The following is a 22031-nucleotide window of genomic DNA, read 5'->3' on the forward strand; positions in this document are numbered from 1 at the left end:
CTGGTCCGCAGACTATCGCTCTCAAACCTCGCGAACCCCACCACAAGGGGTTTCGCTGCCGCCGCCTGAGGAGAAAATTAGAAATGACCTTCGTCGTCACCGACAACTGCATCAAGTGCAAGTACACCGACTGCGTAGAAGTCTGTCCGGTGGACTGCTTCTACGAAGGCCCGAATTTCCTGGTTATCCACCCGGATGAGTGCATCGACTGCGCCCTGTGTGAACCAGAATGCCCGGCCGTCGCGATTTTCTCCGAGGACGAAGTGCCTGCGGGCATGGAGCAATTCATTCAGTTGAACGTCGAGTTGGCAGACATCTGGCCAAACATCACTGAGCGCAAAGATCCGATGCCGGACGCCGCCGAATGGGATGGCAAGCCCAACAAGATTGAGCAACTAGAGCGCTAAAGCGCCACTGCCCAACAAAAAAAGGCCCTTGAGGGCCTTTTTTGCGTTCGGGTGCTGCGTTCACTTTTCTACAGGCAAAAAAAGGGGCGGTATGACCCGCCCACATTTTTTCCCTAGTCCCTGTATTCCTTTTCATCATCCTGATGAATCGCATCCTGCGACGTTCCTTCAAACCATCGTTCCTTGATGGCTGTGCCAATCCGTGGACACAGGGCTGATGTTAGAGCGTTCCAAGGGAAGTTCAACGCGATCCCCACGGCGGGCTGACAAACTTTGCCGCTCGCCAGCATGAAAATAATCGTTATTTTTCAAAAAGATAGATAATAGCTTCGTCGATTCAAGACGTACGCAACCGCTAAAAAAACCAAACACTTACGAAAAAGTAAGCGAATGCTTACACGTGCATTGCGCAAAGTAGCAACAAGTCCTTTTGGCGCCCCACCTGTAGGAGCGAGCTCGCTCGCGAAAAACCTGAGAGCACCACGGATCGTCAGACTTTTCGCGTAACCGTTAAAGCCTAATCAATCGTCGCTCACGGTAATGGTCGGCATTGCCGGCGCCGTCGCTTCCTGCAAAACAATCCGCGCACCGACGTGACGGGCCAATTCCTGATAGATCATCGCGATCTGCCCATCGGCCTCTGCCGCGACGGTAGGTTTGCCACCATCGGCCTGCTCGCGAATCTCCATCGCCAATGGCAGCGATGCCAGCAGTTCGACGCCATACTGAGTAGCCAGCTTCTCTCCCCCACCTTCACCGAACAAATGCTCGGCATGCCCGCAGTTGGAACAGATGTGCACCGCCATGTTTTCCACAACGCCCAGCACCGGGATGTTGACCTTGCGGAACATCTCCACACCTTTCCTGGCATCGAGCAGCGCCAGGTCCTGAGGCGTGGTGACAATCACTGCACCGGCCACCGGGACTTTCTGCGCAAGGGTCAACTGGATGTCGCCGGTGCCTGGCGGCATGTCGATCACCAGGTAGTCGAGGTCGCCCCAAGCTGTTTGTGTGACCAGTTGCAGCAACGCACCGGAGACCATTGGCCCGCGCCAGACCATCGGCGTGTTGTCGTCGGTGAGAAACGCCATGGACATCACTTCCACACCCAGGGACTCGATCGGTACAAACCATTTCTGATCCTTGACCTTCGGCCGTGTGCCTTCGGCGATGCCGAACATCACGCCCTGGCTCGGCCCATAGATGTCGGCATCCAGAATGCCCACGCGCGCACCTTCCCGGGCCAGGGCCAAGGCCAGGTTGGCCGCCGTGGTCGATTTACCCACGCCGCCCTTGCCGGACGCCACCGCCACCACGTTCTTGACGTTGGCCAGGCCAGGGATCTGCGCCTGGGCCTTGTGCGGCGCGATCACGCATTGAATGTCGACCTTGGCCGAACCCACGCCGTCCAGGCCCTCGATGGCCATTTGCAACATCTGCGCCCAACCGCTTTTGAACAAACCCGCGGCATAACCCAACTGCAACTGCACCGACACCTGGTCGCCCTGGACCTCGATGGCACGTACACAGCCGGCACTGACCGGGTCCTGGTTCAAATAAGGGTCGGTGTACTGGCGAAGAACGGCTTCCACCGCTGCGCGATTGACGGCGCTCATGGGCTACTCCCGAAAAAAGACTGACTGAAACAGGCGGCTATCCTAACCGTTCCAGCCGCCGAACGGCATGCTTTCGAAGGTACGGAAGATTCTGAAACAGCGTCACGGGGTGAAATAAATTTCCCGGCGCTTTATAGTGGCCGACCTCCGTTTCATCAAGTAGCCGAGCCCCATGTCCGAGCCACGCAAGATCCTCGTCACCAGCGCCCTGCCCTATGCCAATGGTTCGATCCATCTTGGCCATATGCTTGAGTACATCCAGACCGATATGTGGGTGCGCTTCCAGAAGCATCGCGGCAATCAATGCATTTATGTCTGCGCGGACGACGCCCACGGTTCGGCCATCATGTTGCGCGCCGAAAAGGAAGGCATCACCCCGGAACAGCTGATCGCCAATGTGCAGGCTGAACACAGCGCCGACTTTGCCGAGTTCCTGGTGGACTTCGACAATTTTCACTCGACCCACTCCGACGAAAACCGCGAGCTGTCGAGCCAGATCTACCTGCGGTTGAAGGAAGCTGGGCACATCGACCAACGTTCGGTGACCCAGTATTTCGACCCGGAAAAGAAAATGTTCCTGGCCGACCGTTTCATCAAGGGCACCTGCCCGAAATGCGGCACCGAAGACCAGTACGGCGACAACTGCGAAAAATGCGGCGCGACCTACGCACCGACCGACTTGAAGGATCCCAAGTCAGCGATCTCCGGCGCCACTCCGGTGCTCAAGGACTCGCAGCACTTCTTCTTCAAGCTCCCGGATTTCCAGCAAATGCTGCAAACCTGGACGCGCAGCGGCACCTTGCAGGACGCCGTGGCCAACAAACTCTCCGAATGGCTCGACAGTGGCCTGCAGCAGTGGGACATCTCCCGCGACGCGCCGTACTTCGGCTTCGAGATTCCGGGCGAGCCAGGCAAGTATTTCTATGTATGGCTGGACGCGCCGATCGGCTACATGGCGAGCTTCAAGAACCTGTGCGATCGCACCCCGGAGTTGGACTTCGACGCGTTCTGGGGCAAGGACTCCACCGCCGAGCTGTACCACTTCATCGGCAAGGACATCGTCAACTTCCACGCGCTGTTCTGGCCGGCAATGCTTGAAGGCTCGGGCTACCGCAAGCCGACCGGCATCGCCGTGCACGGCTACCTGACGGTCAACGGCCAGAAAATGTCCAAGTCCCGTGGCACCTTTATCAAGGCGCGCACCTACCTGGACCATCTGTCGCCGGAATACCTGCGCTATTACTACGCATCCAAGCTGGGCCGTGGCGTCGACGACCTGGACCTGAACCTGGAAGACTTCGTACAGAAGGTCAACTCGGACCTGGTGGGTAAAGTCGTCAACATCGCTAGCCGTTGCGCCGGGTTCATCCACAAGGGCAACGCCGGTGTACTGGTAGCCGAGAACGCCGCACCGGAACTGACCGACGCGTTCCTGGCCGCCGCGCCGAGCATCGCCGACGCTTATGAAGCCCGCGACTTTGCCCGCGCCATGCGCGAGATCATGGGCCTGGCCGACCGCGCCAACGCCTGGATCGCCGACAAGGCGCCATGGTCGCTGAACAAGCAGGAAGGCAAGGAAGCTGAGGTTCAGGCGATCTGCGCCACCGGGGTCAACCTGTTCCGTCAGTTGGTGATCTTCCTCAAGCCGGTGCTGCCATTGCTGGCCGCTGATGCCGAGGCGTTCCTCAACGTGGCGCCGTTGAGCTGGAACGATCACACCACCTTGCTCGGTAATCATCAGTTGAACGCGTTCAAGCCCTTGATGACCCGGATTGACCCGGTGAAAGTCCAGGCCATGACCGACGCTTCGAAAGAAGACCTGGTGGCCAGCCAGACCGATACCGGCCAATCCGCGCCGGCGGGCAATGGCGAGCTGGCCAAGGACCCGATTTCCCCGGAAATCGATTTCGACGCCTTTGCCGCCGTGGACCTGCGCGTGGCGCTGATCATCAAGGCCGAAGCCGTGGAAGGCGCCGACAAGCTGCTGCGCCTGACCCTGGATATCGGTGACGAACAGCGCAACGTGTTCTCCGGCATCAAGAGCGCGTACCCGGACCCGTCCAAGCTCGATGGTCGCCTGACCATGATGATCGCCAACCTCAAGCCACGGAAAATGAAGTTTGGCATTTCCGAAGGCATGGTGATGGCGGCTGGCCCCGGCGGCGAAGAAATCTACCTGCTGAGCCCGGACAGCGGCGCCAAGCCGGGTCAACGCATCAAGTAACTTCTGCAAATGCCCCGCTGTTGCTAACGGCGGGGCTTCTCAGCTTGCCCTCCTCCCTGGGCCGGGCGTCAACGCTATGATCACAGCATGAACCTCATCCAACGTATCGACGCGCTGCTGCCGCAGACTCAATGCGGCAAGTGCGGGCACCCGGGTTGCAAGCCCTACGCAGAAGGCATCGCTAGAGGCGAAGCCATCAACAAGTGCCCGCCCGGTGGGCAGGAAACCATTGAGGAGCTCGCGCAACTGCTGCGCCTGCCGGTACTGGAGCTGGACACCAGCCGTGGAGATGCGCCTGCGCAAGTCGCCTATATCCGCGAAGCCGAATGCATCGGTTGTACCAAATGCATCCAGGCCTGCCCGGTGGACGCCATTGTGGGGGCCGCCAAGCTGATGCACACCGTGATTGTCGACGAGTGCACTGGTTGCGACCTGTGTGTTGCGCCCTGCCCTGTCGACTGTATCGAGATGCGTCCGCTAGCTGACGTTGTGCCTATCGTCGGTGACTTGGCCAGCAACGATGATGAACGGCGTGCACGCGACCTCAAACGCAACCGGGCGCGGCGGCGCTTCGAGCAACGTAACGCCCGCCTGCAACGTGAAGAAGCCTGCAAGCTCGCCGAACGCCTGGCACGAGCCAAGCGCACAGCGCCGATGGAGGTGGCACCGGTTGATAACACTCAGGCCGCTCAGGACGCTGCGATCAAGCAGGCCAAAAGCAGCGTCGCCATGAGTCGCGCTCAGTTGCACAAATCCTTGAAAGCGTTTGGGCATCCGCCGACCTTTGAGCAACAATCGCAATTGATTATGCTGCAGCGACAGTTCGAGGCATCCGAGCAGGCGCTTGCCGCACTGGAGGCCAACACCTCACCGCAGCCACCGAAGACGGCCACTAAAAGCGCCGAGTTCAAGCGCGCAAAAATCCAGCTGGCCATGCGCCGTGCAGCGTTGAAAAAGGCTCAGGATCACCATGCTGACGAGCATCAATTGGCAACCTTGAAAGCTGCATTGAATGACGCCGAGCAAACGCTGCAAGATGCCGAGGCCAACGGCTGACCCACTGCGCTGTGTATTACTGACATCACGCCGACCGCCTGCAAGGAAACGTCTGTCCCTATGAATGCCGCAAAACGCCTGGAAATCTTCCGCAGGTTTCACGAAGACAATCCGGAACCGAAAACCGAACTGGCCTACTCCTCACCGTTCGAATTACTGATTGCGGTGATCCTTTCGGCTCAATCCACGGACGTTGGCGTTAACAAGGCCACGGCGAAGTTGTACCCCGTGGCCAATACACCCGCCGCGATCTACGCTCTGGGTGTGGAAGGCTTGTCCGAATACATCAAGACCATCGGCCTGTATAACAGCAAGGCCAAGAATGTGATCGAAACGTGCCGCCTGCTGCTGGAGCTGCATGCAGGCGAGGTACCACAAACCCGCGAAGCCCTCGAAGCCTTGCCTGGCGTGGGCCGCAAAACGGCAAACGTGGTGCTCAATACGGCGTTTCGGCAGTTGACCATGGCGGTGGACACGCACATTTTCCGCGTCAGCAATCGAACCGGCATTGCGCGGGGCAAAAATGTGGTTGAGGTGGAAAAGCAATTGATGAAGTTCGTGCCCAAGCCCTATTTGCTCGACTCCCACCATTGGCTGATCCTGCACGGACGCTACGTTTGCCAGGCCCGCAAGCCGCGCTGCGGCAGCTGCCGTATCGAAGACTTGTGCGAATACAAGGACAAGACCTCCGACGATTGAGCGATCATTGGTTTTTGTGATCAGACGATTGAAAAAATCTTTTTTACCCGTTCGCAGATTATCGCTATAAGGAGCCCCAACGGCAGTCTTAGCCTGGAGTTGACCTTATGAGCGCTGGCAACGAACAACTGGAAGTGGAAGACGACCTCGTTGAGTCGGATGACGATGTGGTAGAGGCACCTGTGGCAGAGGTGGCCAAGACCAATTTAAGCAAACGCCGCACTATCGACAATCTTCTGGAAGAGCGACGCTTGCAAAAACAGCTGGCCGATTACGACTTCGATCTCTGATCGAGCCGTTGACGGCCGGAAGCCTCCCTGACGGAGGCTTTTTTCTGCCGGTTACACGGGTATTCAAGGGGTGCAATATCCTCCTAGACCAAGCCGTTGCGCTGGGCCAGTTCGATCAGGTCCACGAGGGACCTGGCATTGAGCTTGAGCAGCAAGCGCGTCTTGTAGGTACTGACGGTTTTGTTGCTGAGGAACATGCCATCGGCAATCTCCTTGTTGGTTTTGCCACGGGCCAGTTGCTGCAGCACCATCATCTCCCGCCCCGATAAGCGTTCGACCATGTCGGCTTCACTGGCATTGCCCATGGTTGACCGCACTGAGTTGAGCGCCTGGTTCGGGAAATAGCTATAGCCGGAAAGCACCGCCTTGATAGCACTGAGCAACTCTGTCAGATCCTGCTGCTTGCACACATAGCCGGCGGCACCCGCCTGCATGCAGCGCATGGAAAAATGGCCAGGCGCCTGGGACGTCAGCACCAGCACCTTGAACGAGACGGCTTGCTTGGTCGAAGCCAGCCGACAAATAACTTCCAAGCCGTCGAGCTTGGGGATTCCGATATCCAGTATCACAATATCCGGCATATGTTCCCGTGCAAGTTGCAACGCATCGACACCGTTATCAGTCTCGGCAACGACCTCATAACCATGACGCTCCATTAGCATGCGCACAGCAAGACGAATGACGGGATGATCATCCACGATCAGCACTTTATTCATGAGAAAGTCCAATTTCGCTGTTCGAATTATTTAGAGCAAACACAATAGCCTAGTCGATTACTAGTTGGCATAGCATTCCACCCCGAGCAAGAGCAGGCAGAGACCCAACCCACAAGAAGATAGGAATTAGCCTACAAAAATTCGCCAACTTAGATGCATAGAGCTTTATGGTTGCTTTCAGACCTTTCTCAGCGTGTACATATTTTGAGTGAAAGATCATGACCATCAGCCCGTGAAAGTAAACGTGCCGCACAAGACTTTCAGGAAATGCCCCTTGTTTGTCGCAATGACGCCAGCAAACCGCCCCAAAAAAACTATCCGCATTAGTTCCATTTAACATATTTCGACACTTCCATAATTCCTACAGAAAATTCAACAACTCACATATCCATTGCAGCTACATGAGTGAATTTTCTGTCAGACATAGTTCCTCCTCAGATGTAAAAAATCATTCAATCTTAAAAACATAAAAATAAACTGGATAATAATTGCGCAAGTTACGAAAAAATCCTTAAACACACGCTAAACGCCAATAAACCGCGCTGCATCTAAAATCCAGGCAAAAAAAATGACCCCTTGCAAAAGGGGCCATTTTTCACGACGGGCGCACGGTTCAGAACAACGAGCGGCCCTTGTTGGCAGCAATGCGCATGCGCAGTGCGTTCAACTTGATGAAGCCTGCTGCGTCCGCCTGATTGTAGGCGCCGCCGTCTTCCTCGAAGGTGGCGATGTTGGAGTCGAACAGCGACTCATCGGACTTGCGGCCGGTGACGATCACGTTGCCCTTGTACAGCTTCAGGCGCACGACACCGTTCACGTGAGCCTGGGAGGCGTCGATCATCTGTTGCAGCATCAGACGCTCAGGGCTCCACCAGTAACCGGTGTAGATCAGGCTGGCGTACTTGGGCATCAGCTCGTCTTTGAGGTGCGCGACTTCGCGGTCCAGGGTGATGGATTCGATGGCGCGGTGGGCGCGCAGCATGATGGTGCCGCCCGGGGTTTCATAGCAGCCACGGGACTTCATGCCAACGTAACGGTTCTCGACGATGTCGAGACGGCCGATACCATGCTGACCGCCGATACGGTTCAGGGTCGCCAGTACGGTGGCCGGGGTCATTTCAACGCCGTCCAGCGCAACGATGTCGCCGTTGCGGTAAGTCAGTTCCAGGTACTGCGCCTTGTCTGGAGCGTTCTCCGGGGAGACCGTCCATTTCCACATATCTTCTTCGTGCTCGGTCCAGGTGTCTTCCAGCACGCCGCCTTCATAGGAGATGTGCAACAGGTTGGCGTCCATTGAGTACGGCGACTTCTTCTTGCCGTGGCGCTCGATCGGGATGGCGTGCTTTTCAGCGTAATCCATCAGCTTTTCACGGGACAGCAGATCCCATTCACGCCACGGCGCAATGACTTTAACGCCTGGCTTGAGTGCGTAGGCACCCAGTTCGAAACGGACCTGGTCGTTGCCCTTGCCGGTGGCGCCGTGAGAAATGGCGTCGGCGCCCGTTTCGTTGGCGATCTCGATCAGGCGCTTGGCGATCAGCGGACGTGCGATGGAGGTACCCAGCAGGTACTCACCTTCGTAGACAGTGTTGGCGCGAAACATCGGGAAAACGAAATCGCGGACGAATTCTTCGCGCAGGTCGTCAATGTAGATCTCTCTCACGCCCATGGCTTGCGCCTTGGCACGTGCAGGCTCGACCTCTTCACCCTGACCCAGGTCAGCGGTGAAGGTCACCACTTCACAGTTATAAGTATCCTGCAGCCACTTGAGGATCACCGAAGTGTCCAGGCCGCCGGAATACGCGAGAACGACCTTGTTTACGTCGGCCATGCCATCACTCCACGGGGTTGTACGGAAAGGCGACGATTCTACCGATCAAAACCGTGAAATTACAGGGGCGCGACAGCAAATGAAGATAAAGCGACAGATTATGTCGAGTGGGCGACCGATGGTCGCCCTTAGGAGGTAGCCGCCGGGTTGCTTGGCGCAATGGTCTGGGGCGCCGGTTTCTCGGGGGCAGCCACGCGCTCCAACTGAATATTCACACGGCGGTTACGCGCACGGTTGGTGGCATTGGTGTTAGGCGCCAAGGGGTAGCTTTCGCCATGGAAGCGCATCGTGATTTGCGATTCCTGAATGCCGTTGGCCTTGAAGTAGTCCATCACCGCCAGGGCGCGGCGCCGTGAGACGTCACGGTTGGTCAGGCGATTGCCACTGTTATCGGAATGACCGTTCAACTCGACATGATTGACCGTGGGATCGGCTTTCATGAATGCCAGGATCACCGACAACTTCTTCTTGGCCGCCGCGTCCAGCTCAATACCACCACCGGGGAAGCCCACTTCAGTCTGTTTGACCTGGTCGTAATTCATGGGCAGCAGCTTGGTGGTGCACACCTGATAATCGTTGTACGCCTTGTTGAACTTCACAGGCAGCAGGCGAATTTCCGAGTAGCCGCCTTGACGCCCGTAATGCCGCACGGTCGGGCTGCGCCCTTCAAGCAAACCCGTGAACAGGCGGCCGGCCTGGGCCTGGGAGCTATTGAACAGGACGTCGCCGCTGCCGACACGCACGGCCCCAAGGTTGATATCACCTCGGCCCGGCTGCCACGGCGCGGCCGCGGCCAATAAGGTTGCCGAGCCGGCGCCAAGGGTGCCGCCATAGGTTTTCAGACGAAACGTCGCCTGTTCGCCGGCCCGGCGTACGAATTCACCGGAACCGAAATCGCTGATCGGCTGGGTCAGGCGGCACTCGAACTGATCGCCCTCTACCTTCCACTCAATATTCTCCAGACGTGTCTGGAACGTGAGGGCAGCCGCAGGCAGGCTGGCGAACACACTGAGCAGGGCTAGATAATACTGGCGCACGGGAGGCTCCACTGGTTTCTACAACACTTCAAAGCGTCATACATCGTTAAGGCATACCCGGAGATATCGGTAGCATCCGGCAAAACTTGATAGCGAGTGCCTGCAAGAGTCTTTTCCGGTAGCATTCCCACCAGATTGACCCGCCTGGAATCCCCAATGTCCGACCGCCTGACCCTGCTGCGTCCCGACGACTGGCATATTCATCTTCGCGATGGTGCTGCGTTACCTCAAACCGTGGCCGATGTCGCGCGCACGTTTGGCCGCGCCATCATCATGCCTAACCTCGTACCTCCGGTGCGCAATGCCGCAGAAGCCGACGCCTATCGCCAGCGCATCCTCGCTGCGCGACCGGCCGGCAGCCGCTTCGAACCGTTGATGGTGCTCTACCTCACCGACCGCACCCAGCCTGAAGAAATCCGAGAAGCCAAGGCCAGCGGTTACGTGCACGCCGCCAAGCTGTACCCGGCAGGCGCGACCACCAACTCCGATTCCGGCGTGACCAGTATCGATAAGATCCTGCCGGCGATCGAAGCCATGGCGGAGGTCGGCATGCCATTGCTGATCCACGGGGAAGTCACCCGTGGCGATGTGGACGTGTTCGATCGCGAAAAAATCTTCATCGATGAACACATGCGTCGTGTGGTCGAGTTGTTCCCTACGCTCAAAGTGGTGTTTGAACACATCACCACCGCCGATGCGGTGCAGTTCGTCAGCGAAGCGTCGGCCAACGTTGGCGCGACCATCACCGCTCATCACCTGCTCTACAACCGCAACCACATGCTGGTGGGCGGGATTCGGCCGCATTTCTACTGCCTGCCGATCCTCAAACGCAACACCCATCAGGTAGCCCTGCTGGATGCCGCCACCAGCGGCAACCCGAAGTTCTTCCTCGGCACCGACTCGGCGCCCCACGCCCAGCACGCCAAGGAAGCCGCATGCGGCTGCGCCGGCTGCTACACCGCGTTTGCCGCCATCGAGTTGTACGCCGAAGCGTTCGAACAGCGTAACGCGCTGGACAAACTCGAAGGTTTCGCCAGCCTCAACGGCCCGCGTTTCTACGGCCTGCCGGCGAATACCGACCGCATTACCCTGGTCCGTGAAGACTGGACCGCCCCTGCCAGCCTGCCGTTTGGCGAGCTGACCGTTATCCCGCTGCGCGCCGGTGAGAAACTGCGCTGGCGCCTGCTGGAGGAAAGCAAGTGAGTGAAGACCATTACGACGACGAACAAGAGCACGGCGGTGGCGGCTCGCGCCATCCGATGGCCGAGCGTTTTCGCGGTTATCTGCCGGTTGTCATCGACGTAGAAACCGGTGGTTTCAACTGCGCCACCGACGCCTTGCTGGAAATCGCCGCAACCACCATCGGCATGGACGAACAGGGCTTTGTGTACCCGGAACACACCCATTTCTTCCGCGTCGAGCCGTTTGAAGGCGCCAATATCGAAGCCGCTGCCCTGGAATTCACCGGGATCAAGCTCGACCACCCACTGCGCATGGCGGTAAGTGAAGAAGCGGCGCTGACCGACATCTTCCGTGGCGTGCGCAAGGCATTGAAGGCCAATGGCTGCAAACGTGCGATCCTGGTCGGCCACAACAGCAGTTTCGACCTGGGCTTCCTGAACGCCGCCGTGGCGCGGTTGGACATGAAGCGCAACCCGTTTCATCCGTTCTCCAGTTTCGACACCGCAACGCTTGCCGGCCTGGCCTACGGTCAGACCGTTCTGGCCAAAGCCTGCCAGGCGGCCGGTATCGACTTTGACGGGCGTGAAGCCCACTCGGCCCGCTACGACACCGAGAAGACCGCCGAGCTGTTCTGCGGCATCGTCAATCGGTGGAAACAGATGGGCGGCTGGGAAGACTTCAACGACTGAAGGCAAATCCCACGCATAAAAAAACCGGCCTTTTCAGGCCGGTTTTTTTGTACCGTGACGTTGGCTTACAGCTTGCCAGCGTTCTCGGTCAGGTAAGCCGCAACGCCTTCTGGCGAAGCGTTCATGCCTTTGTCGCCTTTTTTCCAGTTGGCAGGGCAGACTTCGCCGTGCTCTTCGTGGAATTGCAGCGCGTCGACCAGGCGGATCAGCTCTTCCATGTTACGGCCCAGCGGCAGGTCGTTGATGATCTGCGAGCGCACAACGCCCTTGTCGTCGATCAGGAACGCGCCACGGAAAGCCACGCCGCCTTCGGACTCAACGTCGTAGGCCTTGGCGATGTCGTGCTTCATGTCGGCAGCCATGGTGTATTTGACTTTGCCAATGCCGCCGTCGTTGATGGCGGTGTTGCGCCAGGCGTTGTGGGTGAAATGGGAGTCGATGGAAACCGCGACCACTTCAACATTGCGCGCTTTGAAATCGTCCATGCGGTGGTCCAGGGCGATCAGCTCTGAAGGGCAGACGAAGGTGAAGTCCAGCGGGTAGAAGAACACCAGGCCGTATTTGCCTTTGATGGCTTCAGACAGCTTGAAGCTGTCTACGATTTCGCCATTGCCGAGGACGGCTGGTACGTCGAAATCCGGGGCTTGTTTACCGACGAGTACGCTCATTGGATATCTCCTGATATAGGGGTGACGATTGAAGTAAAAGGACCGGTCGAGTCTGCCTGTGGAAACAGACAGAAATATGACGCAATCACGCTTCGTGAAGACCGACCATCATACACCGAAAAAACCGTTCGTCAGCGCACGGGCAATTCCCCCCGGATTGCTGCTGAAACTATTTTGACAATCATTCTCGTTAACATTAAGATCCATCGCACTTAAGCCATAAACCCGCGACGGTTCTCACTTATGTATGTCTGCCTCTGCACTGGCGTCACCGACGGACAAATCCGCGAAGCAATCTATGAAGGTTGCTGCAGCTACAAAGAAGTGCGTGAAACCACCGGCGTTGCCAGCCAGTGCGGCAAATGTGCTTGCCTGGCCAAGCAAGTGGTACGGGAAACCCTGACGCAGCTGCAAACAGCCCAGGCCGCACTCCCCTACTCGACAGAATTTACACACGCCTGATAGGCATGTTTTAAAGAACCGGACCTTGTGTCCGGTTTTTTTATGCCTGTAATTCAATTAGTTAGCGCCAAGACGCGGAACACAAACATTCTTATTCCGATTAATTTTCATTTATTATTCAATAACTTAGGTTTGACACTAGGATTTTCACCGCTCAGACTCCGCCCTATACACAGCTATTACAGGGCAGGACCCCAGTCATGAAAGGCGACATCTCAGTCATCCAGCAACTCAACAAAATCCTTGCCAATGAACTGGTCGCGATCAATCAGTACTTCCTGCATGCGCGCATGTACGACGACTGGGGCCTGGAAAAGCTCGGCAAGCGTGAATACAAAGAATCGATCAAGGCCATGAAGGACGCCGACGCGCTGATCAAGCGCATCCTGTTCCTGGAAGGCCTGCCGAACGTGCAGGACCTGGGCAAGCTGAACATCGGCGAGCACACCCAGGAAATGATCAGCAGCGACCTGGGCTTTGAGCGCAAGAGCCACAGCGACCTGAAGGCTGGTATCGCTCACTGCGAAACCAAGGGCGATTTCGGCAGCCGTGAACTGTTGGAAGATATCCTGGAAGATCAGGAAGAGCATATCGACTGGCTTGAAACCCAGTTGGGCCTGATCGACAAGGTCAGCCTGGAGAATTACCTGCAATCGCAGATGGGTGAATAACCCGTAGCGTTCAGGCATAAAAAAGCCCCGCTCTCTCCAGAGAAGCGGGGCTTTTTATTGCTCGCCAATTAGGCGTCAGTCTTGACTGCTGCTTTTTGCGCTGCGTCTTTGATCAGCGCTTGCAGCGAACCATCAGCTGCCATTTCAGTGATGATGTCGCTACCACCAACCAGCTCACCGGCTACCCACAACTGCGGGAAAGTCGGCCAGTTGGCGTACTTTGGCAGGTTGGCACGGATTTCAGGGTTTTGCAGGATATCCACGTAAGCGAACTTCTCGCCGCATTGCATGACGGCCTGGGACGCTTTTGCGGAGAAACCGCACTGAGGCGCGTTAGGTGCGCCCTTCATGTAAAGCAGAATGGTGTTGTTGGCAATCTGCTCTTTGATCGTTTCGATGATATCCATGGAACACCTCTGCAGGAACTTTGCGACTCACGGGTCGGCACGGTGGCGCATTGTAACGCAAAAATCCAGCAGGATGCTCAGGCCGCCGCCACCTTCACCGGTACGCCGTTGAGCGCCGCATTACCCGACAACTCGTCCAATTGCCGCTCGTCGGTCAAGTCATTGGCACTCGCCCCCGGCTGGCCGCTCGCGATGCTCATCTGCACGCCCGGACGACCGTGGCCCCAGCCGTGAGGCAGGCTGACCACACCCGGCATCATGTCCGTGCTGGCCGCTACTTCCACTTCGACCATACCGATACGCGAACTCACCCGCACCCGCTGGCCATCGCTCAACTGACGGCTAGCCAGATCATCGGGGTGCATCAGCAGTTGATGGCGTGGCTTACCCTTCACCAGCCGGTGATAGTTATGCATCCAGGAATTATTGCTGCGCACATGCCGCCTGCCAATCAATAGCAGTTCGTCGGCCACCGGCACCGGCTGCGCGGCGAAACGCGCCAGGTCTGCCAGGATCACGGCCGGTGCCGCTTGCACCTTGCCATCCGCGGTTTTCAAACGTGCCCCGAGGTTGGGCTTGAGCGGCCCCAGGTCGACGCCATGGGGATGATCCGCCAGCATGGCCACCGACAGTTTATGACTGGATGCGTCACCATAGGCACCCGCACGCAGGCCAAAGTCGATCATCTGTGCCGGTGGCAGGGTGGGCTTGAGCACCGCGCCAGTGTGCGCCGCAAACGCCTTGGCCAAGCCGACAAAAATCTCCCAGTCATGCAATGCACCCTCAGGCTTGGGCAGAATGGCGCGATTGAAGCGTGTGACATTGCGTACCGCGAACAAATTGAAGGTAGTGTCGTAGTGATCGTTTTCCAGCGCCGAGGTGGAGGGCAAGATCAGGTCGGCATAACGCGTGGTCTCGTTGATATACAGGTCGATGCTGACCATGAACTCCAACCCGTCCAGGGCTTGTTCCAATTGGCGGCCGTTAGGCGTGGACAGTACCGGGTTGCCGGCCACCGTCACCAGGGCGCGGATCTGCCCATCACCCTCGGTCAGCATTTCTTCGGCCAGCGCCGACACCGGCAGTTCTCCGCCGTACTCCGGCCGCCCGGACACGCGGCTCTGCCAGCGGTTGAAATGGCCGCCGCTGGTGGAGGCCACCAGGTCCACCGCGGGGCTGGTGCAGAGCGCGCCGCCGACACGGTCCAGGTTGCCGGTCACCAGGTTGATCAGTTGCACCAGCCAATGGCACAGCGTGCCAAACGCTTGGGTCGAGACCCCCATGCGGCCATAACAAACGGCCTTGTCAGCGCCGGCGAAGTCCCTGGCCAACTGGCGAATCTGCTCGGCAGGCACCGCACACTGGCGGCTCATGGCCTCGGCATCGAAGCCGGCAATCGCCTTGCGTACATCATCCAGGCCTTGCACCGGCAAATGGCTGTCGCGTGTCAGCCCCTCGGAGAACAACGTGTTGAGCACCCCAAACAACAATGCCGCATCGCCGCCGGGGCGTACGAACACGTGCTGGTCCGCGATGGCTGCCGTCTCGCTGCGCCGAGGGTCGACCACCACCACTTTTCCGCCCCGCGCCTGGATGGCCTTGAGGCGTTTTTCCACATCAGGCACGGTCATGATGCTGCCATTGGAAGCCAGCGGGTTGCCGCCGAGAATCAACATGAAGTCGGTCTGGTCGATATCGGGTATGGGCAACAACAGGCCGTGGCCGTACATCAGGTGACTGGTGAGGTGATGAGGCAGTTGGTCTACCGAGGTCGCGGAAAAACGATTGCGCGTCTTCAACAGCCCTAGAAAGTAGTTGCTGTGGGTCATCAACCCATAGTTATGCACGCTTGGGTTGCCCTGATACACCGCCACCGCGTTCTGCCCATGCCGCGTCTGGATACCCGCAAGCCGCTCGGCCACTAGGGCAAAGGCTTCATCCCAGCCAATCGGCTGCCATTCGCTGCCCACCCGCCGCATGGGTTGGTGCAGGCGGTCCGGGTCATTCTGGATGTCCTGCAGGGCCACCGCCTTGGGGCAGATGTGGCCGCGACTGAAACTGTCCAGAGGGTCGCCCTTGATCGAGGTGATCGCCAGGCTGCCGTCTTCGGCTTGGGTGGTTTCCAGGGTAAGGCCGCAGATGGCTTCGCACAGGTGGCAGGCACGGTGGTGGAGAGTCTTGGTCATGGCCAGTCTCTTTTATAGGGGCTTTGACTCAACTATGGGCCGCGACCACTTGGCGCGCCAGCAACCTTCGCGTTGTGAATCGACAGGCATAGGCCAGGGCATGGCTAAGCATGAGCAAATGTTTCCAGCAGGCGCTGAAACCGACGCGACCTGGCCCAAGCCCGCCCCCGCGCATTGCAAAAGGCCTGCACGCCAGTGTACAAATGGCTCGCTGCTGTCAGGAAATCGTCTTCAAACGCGCGCCAGCGCCCTGCTTGAACACCCCTAAAGCCGTAGCCCTATTGGTAAAACGCGACATTTAATGTCAATATCGCGTCTTCCCCTATTTCGTCGCCCCGTGCGGCTTTCGCCGCAGGTCTCGCCCGTTGTCGCAATAAACAAGGCTTTGAGTATCTGCGGTCTGTTGCAAAAGGTAGTTAATGATGAGCGCAAGGCACTTTCTCTCCCTGATGGATTGCACGCCCGAAGAGCTGGTCAGCGTGATCCGTCGCGGCATTGAGCTTAAAGACCTGCGTAACCGCGGTGTACTGTTTGAGCCGTTGAAAAACCGGGTGCTCGGGATGATTTTCGAAAAGTCCTCGACGCGCACACGCCTGTCGTTCGAAGCCGGCATGATCCAGCTGGGTGGCCAGGCCATCTTCCTGTCACCGCGCGACACCCAGTTGGGCCGTGGTGAGCCGATCAGCGATTGCGCCATCGTGATGTCGCGCATGCTCGATGCCGTGATGATCCGTACCTTCGCCCACAGCACCTTGACCGAATTTGCCGCCAACTCCCGTGTGCCCGTGATCAACGGCCTGTCCGATGACCTGCATCCCTGCCAGTTGCTGGCCGACATGCAAACCTTCCTCGAACACCGTGGCTCGATCCAAGGCAAGACCGTGGCCTGGATCGGCGACGGCAACAATATGTGCAACAGCTATATAGAAGCGGCGATCCAGTTCGACTTCCACTTGCGTATCGCCTGCCCCGAAGGCTACGAGCCCAGCGCCGAGTTCATGGCCAAGGCCGACGGTCGTGTGCAACTGCTGCGCGATCCGAAAGACGCAGTGGTCGACGCGCACCTGGTGAGCACCGACGTCTGGACCTCCATGGGCCAGGAAGACGAAACCGCCAAGCGCCTGGCCCAATTCGCACCGTTCCAGGTGACTCGCGCATTGCTCGACCTGGCCGCGCCAGACGTGCTGTTCATGCACTGCCTGCCCGCCCACCGGGGCGAAGAAATCAGCCAGGACCTGCTCGACGATTCGCGCTCAGTCGCGTGGGATCAGGCCGAGAACCGCCTGCATGCGCAAAAAGCCTTGCTCGAATTCCTCGTACCACCGTCGTACCACCACGCATGAGCCAGCCATTACTGCTGAACCTGCGCAATCTGGCATGCGGCTATCAAGACCAGCGGGTGGTGCAGAACCTCAACCTGCACCTCAACGCCGGCGATATCGGTTGCCTGCTCGGCTCTTCGGGCTGTGGCAAGACCACTACGCTACGCGCGATTGCTGGCTTTGAGCCGGTGCATGAAGGCGAAATCAGCCTGGCGGGCGACGTCATCTCCCGTGCTGGTTTCACCCTCGCCCCGGAGAAACGTCGCATCGGCATGGTGTTTCAGGACTACGCGTTGTTCCCGCACCTGAGCGTGGCTGACAACATCGCCTTTGGCATTCGCAAACACCCGCAAAAAGAGCGCGTGGTCGCCGAGTTGCTGGAACTGGTCAACTTGAAAAACCTGGGCAAGCGCTTCCCCCATGAGCTTTCCGGTGGCCAGCAACAACGCGTCGCCCTCGCCCGCGCCCTGGCGCCGGAGCCGCAACTGCTGTTGCTGGATGAACCCTTTTCCAACCTCGATGGGGAACTGCGCCGCAAGCTCAGCCATGAAGTGCGCGACATCCTCAAGGCTCGCGGCACCAGCGCGATCCTGGTAACCCATGATCAGGAAGAGGCCTTCGCCGTCAGCGACCACGTCGGGGTCTTCAAGGAAGGCCGCCTTGAGCAGTGGGACACGCCCTACAACCTCTATCACGAACCGCAGACGCCTTACGTCGCCAGTTTCATCGGCCAGGGGTATTTCATCCGTGGTCGGCTGAACTCGCCCGAATCGGTCAGCACTGAACTGGGCGACCTGCGCGGCAACCGTGCCTACACTTTGCCTACCGGCGCTGCGGTGGACGTGCTGCTGCGCCCGGACGATATCGTGTATGCGCCGGACAGCGCGTTGAAAGCCCGGATCGCCGGCAAGACCTTCCTCGGCGCCTCAACGCTGTACCGGTTACAGCTGCCGACCGGCGCGCAATTAGAGTCGATTTTCCCCAGCCATGCCGATCACCAAGTGGGCGCAGAGGTGGGGATCCGTGTGGCGGCTGAACATTTGGTGGTGTTCCAGGCATCCGGCAGCACAGCGGCGCAGATTCCCGCCGTTGAGTCAGGCGTGCGCCGCCACAGCGTCGCTCACTGATAAAACCGGGTCGGGATGTAGGAGCTGGCTTGCCTGCGATGCAGACAACTCGGGTTATCTGTTACACCGCGTTGATGCTATCGCAAGCAAGCCAGCTCCCACATTTGATCCTCATAGACTTCAAAGATGATTATCAGGCCCGACCGATCGGTGCGAATTTGGCCTGGGTGTGTTCAGCCAACACCGCCGCTGGCAATTCAACTTCCAGGCCTCTTCTGCCCGCGCTGACAAAAATCGTTGCAAAGGGTTGCGCCGTTTCATCGATAAACGTGCGCAGGCGCTTTTTCTGCCCCAACGGACTGATGCCGCCCAACAGATAACCCGTGGAGCGCTGCGCCGCTGCCGGGTCAGCCATTTCGACTTTCTTCACACCCGCAGCGTGAGCCAGGGCTTTCAAGTCCAGACTTCCGACGACCGGCACAACCGCCACCAACAATTCACCCTTCTCACTGCTCGCCAGCAGCGTCTTGAACACCTGGGCCGGGTCCAGGCTCAATTTCTCCGCGGCCTCCAGCCCATACGAGGCTGCCTTGGGATGATGTTCATAACTATGCACACGATGTTCGGCGCGAACTTTTTTCAACAGGTCCAATGCAGGGGTCATAGCGGCTCCGGGCGGGCAAACTGATGGCCAATTCTAGGCCAAGCCTACCTAAAACGCTCTAGCACAGACCTATTACCGCTTAAGCAACGCGCCTTGGCCATGATCATTCATCACACCAATAGTTCGGAAATGACCAATGGTTCACTTTCGACCTTTGACAGCGGTCATTCTTGTCTATATTTTTTCGTTTCCGAATACCGTAGGAATAATCCTGCGGTACTCCGCAGTAAGCCGCGATCCAGGATGGGGATCCTTCTCGCGGTGAATATCGCGCAACTGCCCGTTGAGGCCGTGCGCAAGACAAGAACAACAATTGAGGTTTTCCATGACAACTGCTCTTCAACAGCCTTCACTTTCGAGCCAATGCATGGCCGAATTCCTGGGCACCGCGCTGCTGATCTTCTTCGGTACAGGATGCGTCGCCGCGCTCAAGGTCGCGGGTGCGAGCTTTGGCTTATGGGAAATCAGTATCATCTGGGGGGTCGGCGTGAGCATGGCGATCTACCTGAGTGCCGGTATTTCCGGGGCTCACCTCAACCCGGCGGTCAGTATCGCCCTGTGCATCTTTGCCGATTTTGAAAAGCGCAAACTGCCCTTCTATATTCTTGCCCAGGTCGCCGGCGCCTTTTGCTCCGCCGCCCTGGTGTACACGCTCTACAGCAATCTGTTTTTCGATTACGAACAAACTCACCACATGGTCCGCGGCTCCCAAGCCAGCCTGGAATTGGCCTCGGTGTTCTCCACCTATCCCCATGCGCTGCTGAGCACGGCCCAGGCATTCCTGGTGGAGATGGTCATCACCGCCATCCTGATGGGCGTGATCATGGCCCTCACCGACGATAACAACGGCCTGCCACGCGGCCCCCTGGCCCCCCTGCTGATCGGTTTGCTGATCGCCGTAATCGGCAGCGCCATGGGCCCGTTGACTGGCTTTGCGATGAACCCGGCACGGGATTTCGGCCCCAAGCTGATGACCTTTTTCGCCGGTTGGGGTGAAATGGCCTTTACTGGCGGTCGAGATATTCCTTACTTCCTGGTGCCGATTTTCGCCCCAATTGTCGGCGCATGCCTGGGTGCTGCGGCCTATCGCGGGCTGATTGCCCGCCATCTGCCGAGCGCAGCACCGGCTATCGCTGAAGAAACACCTGACACGGCTGTCAACGGCAAGACTCGTATTTCCTGAAAGCGCCAGCCTGGTCCCCTGCCCTTCGCGGCCCAGGCTGATTTCTGACTTCCTTATTTCGTCCAAGGCAATTGACATGACCGACCTTCAGAATAAGAACTACATCATTGCCCTTGATCAGGGCACCACCAGTTCCCGGGCGATCATCTTCGATCGTGACGCCAACGTGGTGTGTACAGCCCAGCGTGAATTCGTCCAGCACTACCCGCAGGCGGGCTGGGTTGAACATGACCCGATGGAAATCTTCGCCACCCAGAGCGCGGTGATGGTTGAGGCGCTGGCCCAGGCCGGCCTGCACCATGACCAGGTGGCCGCCATCGGTATCACCAACCAGCGCGAAACCACGGTGGTCTGGGACAAGATCACCGGCCGCCCGATCTACAACGCCATCGTCTGGCAGTGCCGTCGCAGCACCGAGATCTGCCAGCAGCTCAAGCGCGACGGCCATGAGCAATACATCAGCGACACCACGGGCCTTGTGACCGACCCGTACTTCTCCGGCACCAAGCTCAAGTGGATCCTCGACAACGTCGAAGGCAGCCGCGAACGTGCGCGCAATGGCGAACTGCTGTTCGGCACCGTCGACAGCTGGCTGATCTGGAAATTTACCGGCGGCAAGACCCACGTCACCGACTACACCAACGCGTCGCGCACCATGCTCTTCAACATCCACACCCTGGAGTGGGATGCGAAGATGCTGGAGATTCTCGACATCCCACGGGAAATGCTCCCTGAAGTGAAGTCGTCGTCGGAAATCTATGGCCGTACCAAGAGCGGCATCGCTATCGGTGGCATTGCCGGCGACCAGCAAGCGGCCCTGTTTGGCCAGATGTGCGTGGAAGCGGGCCAGGCCAAGAACACCTACGGCACCGGCTGCTTCCTGCTGATGAACACCGGCGACAAGGCGGTGAAATCCAAGCACGGCATGCTCACCACCATTGCCTGCGGCCCGCGCGGTGAGGTGGCCTATGCCCTGGAAGGCGCGGTCTTCAACGGTGGCTCCACCGTGCAATGGCTACGTGACGAGCTGAAGATCATCAACGATGCCCACGACACCGAATACTTTGCCGGCAAGGTCAAGGACAGCAACGGCGTGTACCTGGTACCCGCTTTCACCGGTCTCGGCGCGCCCTACTGGGACCCGTATGCCCGTGGCGCACTGTTCGGCCTGACCCGTGGCGTACGCGTAGACCACATTATTCGCGCAGCCCTGGAATCGATTGCCTACCAGACCCGCGACGTCCTCGACGCCATGCAACAGGACTCGGGCGAACGCCTCAAGGCCCTGCGCGTGGACGGCGGCGCGGTTGCCAATAACTTCCTGATGCAATTCCAGGCCGACATCCTCGGCACCCAGGTAGAACGCCCGCAAATGCGTGAGACCACTGCCTTGGGCGCAGCCTACCTGGCCGGCCTGGCGTGTGGCTTCTGGGGCAGCCTGGACGAGTTGCGCGGCAAGGCGGTAATCGAGCGCGAGTTCGAGCCACAGCTGGACGAGGCGGCCAAAGAGAAACTCTACGCCGGCTGGCAAAAAGCTGTGAGCCGCACCCGTGACTGGGAGCCGCACGAAGGCGCCGAATAAGCCAAGCGCTGGCTTACGGCAGGTTGTAACTGGCAGGGAGCGGATTCCTGCGTCATCATGGGCCACTTTTGT

At 58.5% G+C, this 22031-nt stretch carries 21 protein-coding genes; 13 read left to right on the forward strand and 8 right to left on the reverse strand.

The features are described 5' to 3' along the window. Window positions 1-83 precede the first annotated feature (83 nt). The gene (gene fdxA / locus AC07S6_RS17245; protein WP_014717148.1) at window positions 84-407 is read left to right on the forward strand and encodes a ferredoxin FdxA; all 324 of its coding nucleotides are present in this window, start codon (window positions 84-86) and stop codon (window positions 405-407) included. Between the two features lie 521 nt (window positions 408-928). Here fdxA and apbC read toward each other — a convergent pair. Continuing rightward, complete coding sequence (gene apbC, locus AC07S6_RS17250) at window positions 929-2023, reverse strand: iron-sulfur cluster carrier protein ApbC (RefSeq protein ID WP_034135812.1); 1095 nt, start codon at window positions 2021-2023, stop codon at window positions 929-931. A gap of 172 nt (window positions 2024-2195) precedes the next feature. Between apbC and metG the strand changes: the two genes are divergently transcribed. The 4 genes from metG to AC07S6_RS17270 all read left to right on the forward strand — a co-directional run bounded on the left by metG (window position 2196) and on the right by AC07S6_RS17270 (window position 6292). Further along, on the forward strand, window positions 2196-4247 hold the full coding sequence (metG, locus tag AC07S6_RS17255; protein WP_032893312.1) for a methionine--tRNA ligase: 2052 nt from the start codon (window positions 2196-2198) through the stop codon (window positions 4245-4247). Between the two features lie 87 nt (window positions 4248-4334). Next, entirely contained in the window at window positions 4335-5303 is a 969-nt protein-coding gene (gene rsxB / locus AC07S6_RS17260) for an electron transport complex subunit RsxB (protein ID WP_495112676.1), read from the forward strand. Between the two features lie 60 nt (window positions 5304-5363). After that, window positions 5364-6002: an endonuclease III gene (gene nth, locus AC07S6_RS17265; RefSeq protein WP_490614970.1), complete on the forward strand. Its 639-nt coding sequence runs from the start codon at window positions 5364-5366 to the stop codon at window positions 6000-6002. 107 nt (window positions 6003-6109) lie between these two features. Beyond that, a complete protein-coding gene (locus AC07S6_RS17270; RefSeq protein WP_014717144.1) occupies window positions 6110-6292 on the forward strand; it encodes a PA3496 family putative envelope integrity protein in 183 nt (60 codons plus the stop codon). A gap of 83 nt (window positions 6293-6375) precedes the next feature. Here the strand turns inward: AC07S6_RS17270 and AC07S6_RS17275 are convergent, their stop codons facing one another. The 3 genes from AC07S6_RS17275 to AC07S6_RS17285 all read right to left on the reverse strand — a co-directional run bounded on the left by AC07S6_RS17275 (window position 6376) and on the right by AC07S6_RS17285 (window position 9876). After that, entirely contained in the window at window positions 6376-7008 is a 633-nt protein-coding gene (locus AC07S6_RS17275; protein ID WP_003188986.1) for a response regulator transcription factor, read from the reverse strand. 613 nt (window positions 7009-7621) lie between these two features. After that, window positions 7622-8839, reverse strand: coding sequence for an argininosuccinate synthase (locus tag AC07S6_RS17280; protein ID WP_495112677.1), 1218 nt, complete (start codon window positions 8837-8839; stop codon window positions 7622-7624). A gap of 128 nt (window positions 8840-8967) precedes the next feature. Then, window positions 8968-9876: a flagellar protein MotY gene (locus AC07S6_RS17285; RefSeq protein ID WP_197880426.1), complete on the reverse strand. Its 909-nt coding sequence runs from the start codon at window positions 9874-9876 to the stop codon at window positions 8968-8970. A gap of 156 nt (window positions 9877-10032) precedes the next feature. Here AC07S6_RS17285 and pyrC point away from each other — a divergent pair, with 156 nt between their 5' ends. Continuing rightward, a complete protein-coding gene (gene pyrC, locus AC07S6_RS17290; protein ID WP_197865024.1) occupies window positions 10033-11079 on the forward strand; it encodes a dihydroorotase in 1047 nt (348 codons plus the stop codon). Continuing rightward, window positions 11076-11747, forward strand: coding sequence for a ribonuclease T (rnt, locus tag AC07S6_RS17295; RefSeq protein WP_003188980.1), 672 nt, complete (start codon window positions 11076-11078; stop codon window positions 11745-11747). Before pyrC ends, rnt begins: the two co-directional genes overlap by 4 nt. A gap of 65 nt (window positions 11748-11812) precedes the next feature. On the opposite strand, the gene AC07S6_RS17300 is transcribed toward rnt, so the two are convergent. Further along, on the reverse strand, window positions 11813-12415 hold the full coding sequence (locus tag AC07S6_RS17300) for a peroxiredoxin (protein ID WP_003172097.1): 603 nt from the start codon (window positions 12413-12415) through the stop codon (window positions 11813-11815). 243 nt (window positions 12416-12658) lie between these two features. Here AC07S6_RS17300 and AC07S6_RS17305 point away from each other — a divergent pair, with 243 nt between their 5' ends. Both AC07S6_RS17305 and bfr read left to right on the forward strand, forming a co-directional pair. Continuing rightward, window positions 12659-12877, forward strand: a complete 219-nt coding sequence (locus AC07S6_RS17305) for a bacterioferritin-associated ferredoxin (RefSeq protein WP_017526354.1) — start codon at window positions 12659-12661, stop codon at window positions 12875-12877. A gap of 200 nt (window positions 12878-13077) precedes the next feature. Continuing rightward, a complete protein-coding gene (gene bfr, locus AC07S6_RS17310; RefSeq protein WP_054898039.1) occupies window positions 13078-13548 on the forward strand; it encodes a bacterioferritin in 471 nt (156 codons plus the stop codon). 68 nt (window positions 13549-13616) lie between these two features. Here the strand turns inward: bfr and grxD are convergent, their stop codons facing one another. Together grxD and AC07S6_RS17320 are read right to left on the reverse strand one after the other, a co-directional pair. After that, the gene (gene grxD / locus AC07S6_RS17315) at window positions 13617-13955 is read right to left on the reverse strand and encodes a Grx4 family monothiol glutaredoxin (protein WP_014717141.1); all 339 of its coding nucleotides are present in this window, start codon (window positions 13953-13955) and stop codon (window positions 13617-13619) included. Window positions 13956-14032: 77 nt separating this feature from the next. After that, on the reverse strand, window positions 14033-16141 hold the full coding sequence (locus tag AC07S6_RS17320) for a molybdopterin oxidoreductase family protein (RefSeq protein ID WP_495112678.1): 2109 nt from the start codon (window positions 16139-16141) through the stop codon (window positions 14033-14035). 422 nt (window positions 16142-16563) lie between these two features. Between AC07S6_RS17320 and argF the strand changes: the two genes are divergently transcribed. Both argF and AC07S6_RS17330 read left to right on the forward strand, forming a co-directional pair. Continuing rightward, window positions 16564-17484 carry an ornithine carbamoyltransferase gene (gene argF, locus AC07S6_RS17325; protein WP_313041932.1) on the forward strand — a complete coding sequence of 307 codons (921 nt, stop codon included), beginning with the start codon at window positions 16564-16566 and terminating at the stop codon, window positions 17482-17484. After that, a complete protein-coding gene (locus AC07S6_RS17330; protein ID WP_495112679.1) occupies window positions 17481-18590 on the forward strand; it encodes an ABC transporter ATP-binding protein in 1110 nt (369 codons plus the stop codon). The genes argF and AC07S6_RS17330 overlap by 4 nt, the downstream gene beginning before the upstream one ends. Window positions 18591-18723: 133 nt before the next feature. On the opposite strand, the gene ybaK is transcribed toward AC07S6_RS17330, so the two are convergent. Then, window positions 18724-19194, reverse strand: coding sequence for a Cys-tRNA(Pro) deacylase (ybaK, locus tag AC07S6_RS17335; RefSeq protein WP_495112680.1), 471 nt, complete (start codon window positions 19192-19194; stop codon window positions 18724-18726). Window positions 19195-19519: 325 nt separating this feature from the next. Between ybaK and AC07S6_RS17340 the strand changes: the two genes are divergently transcribed. After that, window positions 19520-20377 (forward strand): MIP/aquaporin family protein, encoded by an 858-nt coding sequence (locus AC07S6_RS17340; protein ID WP_014717136.1) that lies wholly within the window; start codon window positions 19520-19522, stop codon window positions 20375-20377. A gap of 76 nt (window positions 20378-20453) precedes the next feature. Beyond that, window positions 20454-21959, forward strand: a complete 1506-nt coding sequence (glpK, locus tag AC07S6_RS17345; protein ID WP_032893327.1) for a glycerol kinase GlpK — start codon at window positions 20454-20456, stop codon at window positions 21957-21959. Window positions 21960-22031 lie beyond the last annotated feature (72 nt).

This window comes from Pseudomonas sp. GW821-FHT07B01 (assembly GCF_059419065.1).

Bases quoted from the DNA above. Each gene is read 5' to 3' on its own strand.
- AC07S6_RS17320 (WP_495112678.1), bottom strand. From the start codon at position 16,141: ATGACCAAGACTCTCCACCACCGTGCCTGCCACCTGTGCGAAGCCATC.
- ybaK (WP_495112680.1), bottom strand. From the start codon at position 19,194: ATGACCCCTGCATTGGACCTGTTGAAAAAAGTTCGCGCCGAACATCGT.
- AC07S6_RS17275 (WP_003188986.1), bottom strand. From the start codon at position 7,008: ATGAATAAAGTGCTGATCGTGGATGATCATCCCGTCATTCGTCTTGCT.
- AC07S6_RS17305 (WP_017526354.1), top strand. From the start codon at position 12,659: ATGTATGTCTGCCTCTGCACTGGCGTCACCGACGGACAAATCCGCGAA.
- fdxA (WP_014717148.1), top strand. From the start codon at position 84: ATGACCTTCGTCGTCACCGACAACTGCATCAAGTGCAAGTACACCGAC.
- AC07S6_RS17340 (WP_014717136.1), top strand. From the start codon at position 19,520: ATGACAACTGCTCTTCAACAGCCTTCACTTTCGAGCCAATGCATGGCC.
- AC07S6_RS17280 (WP_495112677.1), bottom strand. From the start codon at position 8,839: ATGGCCGACGTAAACAAGGTCGTTCTCGCGTATTCCGGCGGCCTGGAC.
- AC07S6_RS17300 (WP_003172097.1), bottom strand. From the start codon at position 12,415: ATGAGCGTACTCGTCGGTAAACAAGCCCCGGATTTCGACGTACCAGCC.
- AC07S6_RS17330 (WP_495112679.1), top strand. From the start codon at position 17,481: ATGAGCCAGCCATTACTGCTGAACCTGCGCAATCTGGCATGCGGCTAT.
- glpK (WP_032893327.1), top strand. From the start codon at position 20,454: ATGACCGACCTTCAGAATAAGAACTACATCATTGCCCTTGATCAGGGC.
- metG (WP_032893312.1), top strand. From the start codon at position 2,196: ATGTCCGAGCCACGCAAGATCCTCGTCACCAGCGCCCTGCCCTATGCC.
- rsxB (WP_495112676.1), top strand. From the start codon at position 4,335: ATGAACCTCATCCAACGTATCGACGCGCTGCTGCCGCAGACTCAATGC.
- pyrC (WP_197865024.1), top strand. From the start codon at position 10,033: ATGTCCGACCGCCTGACCCTGCTGCGTCCCGACGACTGGCATATTCAT.
- nth (WP_490614970.1), top strand. From the start codon at position 5,364: ATGAATGCCGCAAAACGCCTGGAAATCTTCCGCAGGTTTCACGAAGAC.
- apbC (WP_034135812.1), bottom strand. From the start codon at position 2,023: ATGAGCGCCGTCAATCGCGCAGCGGTGGAAGCCGTTCTTCGCCAGTAC.
- AC07S6_RS17270 (WP_014717144.1), top strand. From the start codon at position 6,110: ATGAGCGCTGGCAACGAACAACTGGAAGTGGAAGACGACCTCGTTGAG.
- grxD (WP_014717141.1), bottom strand. From the start codon at position 13,955: ATGGATATCATCGAAACGATCAAAGAGCAGATTGCCAACAACACCATT.
- argF (WP_313041932.1), top strand. From the start codon at position 16,564: ATGAGCGCAAGGCACTTTCTCTCCCTGATGGATTGCACGCCCGAAGAG.
- bfr (WP_054898039.1), top strand. From the start codon at position 13,078: ATGAAAGGCGACATCTCAGTCATCCAGCAACTCAACAAAATCCTTGCC.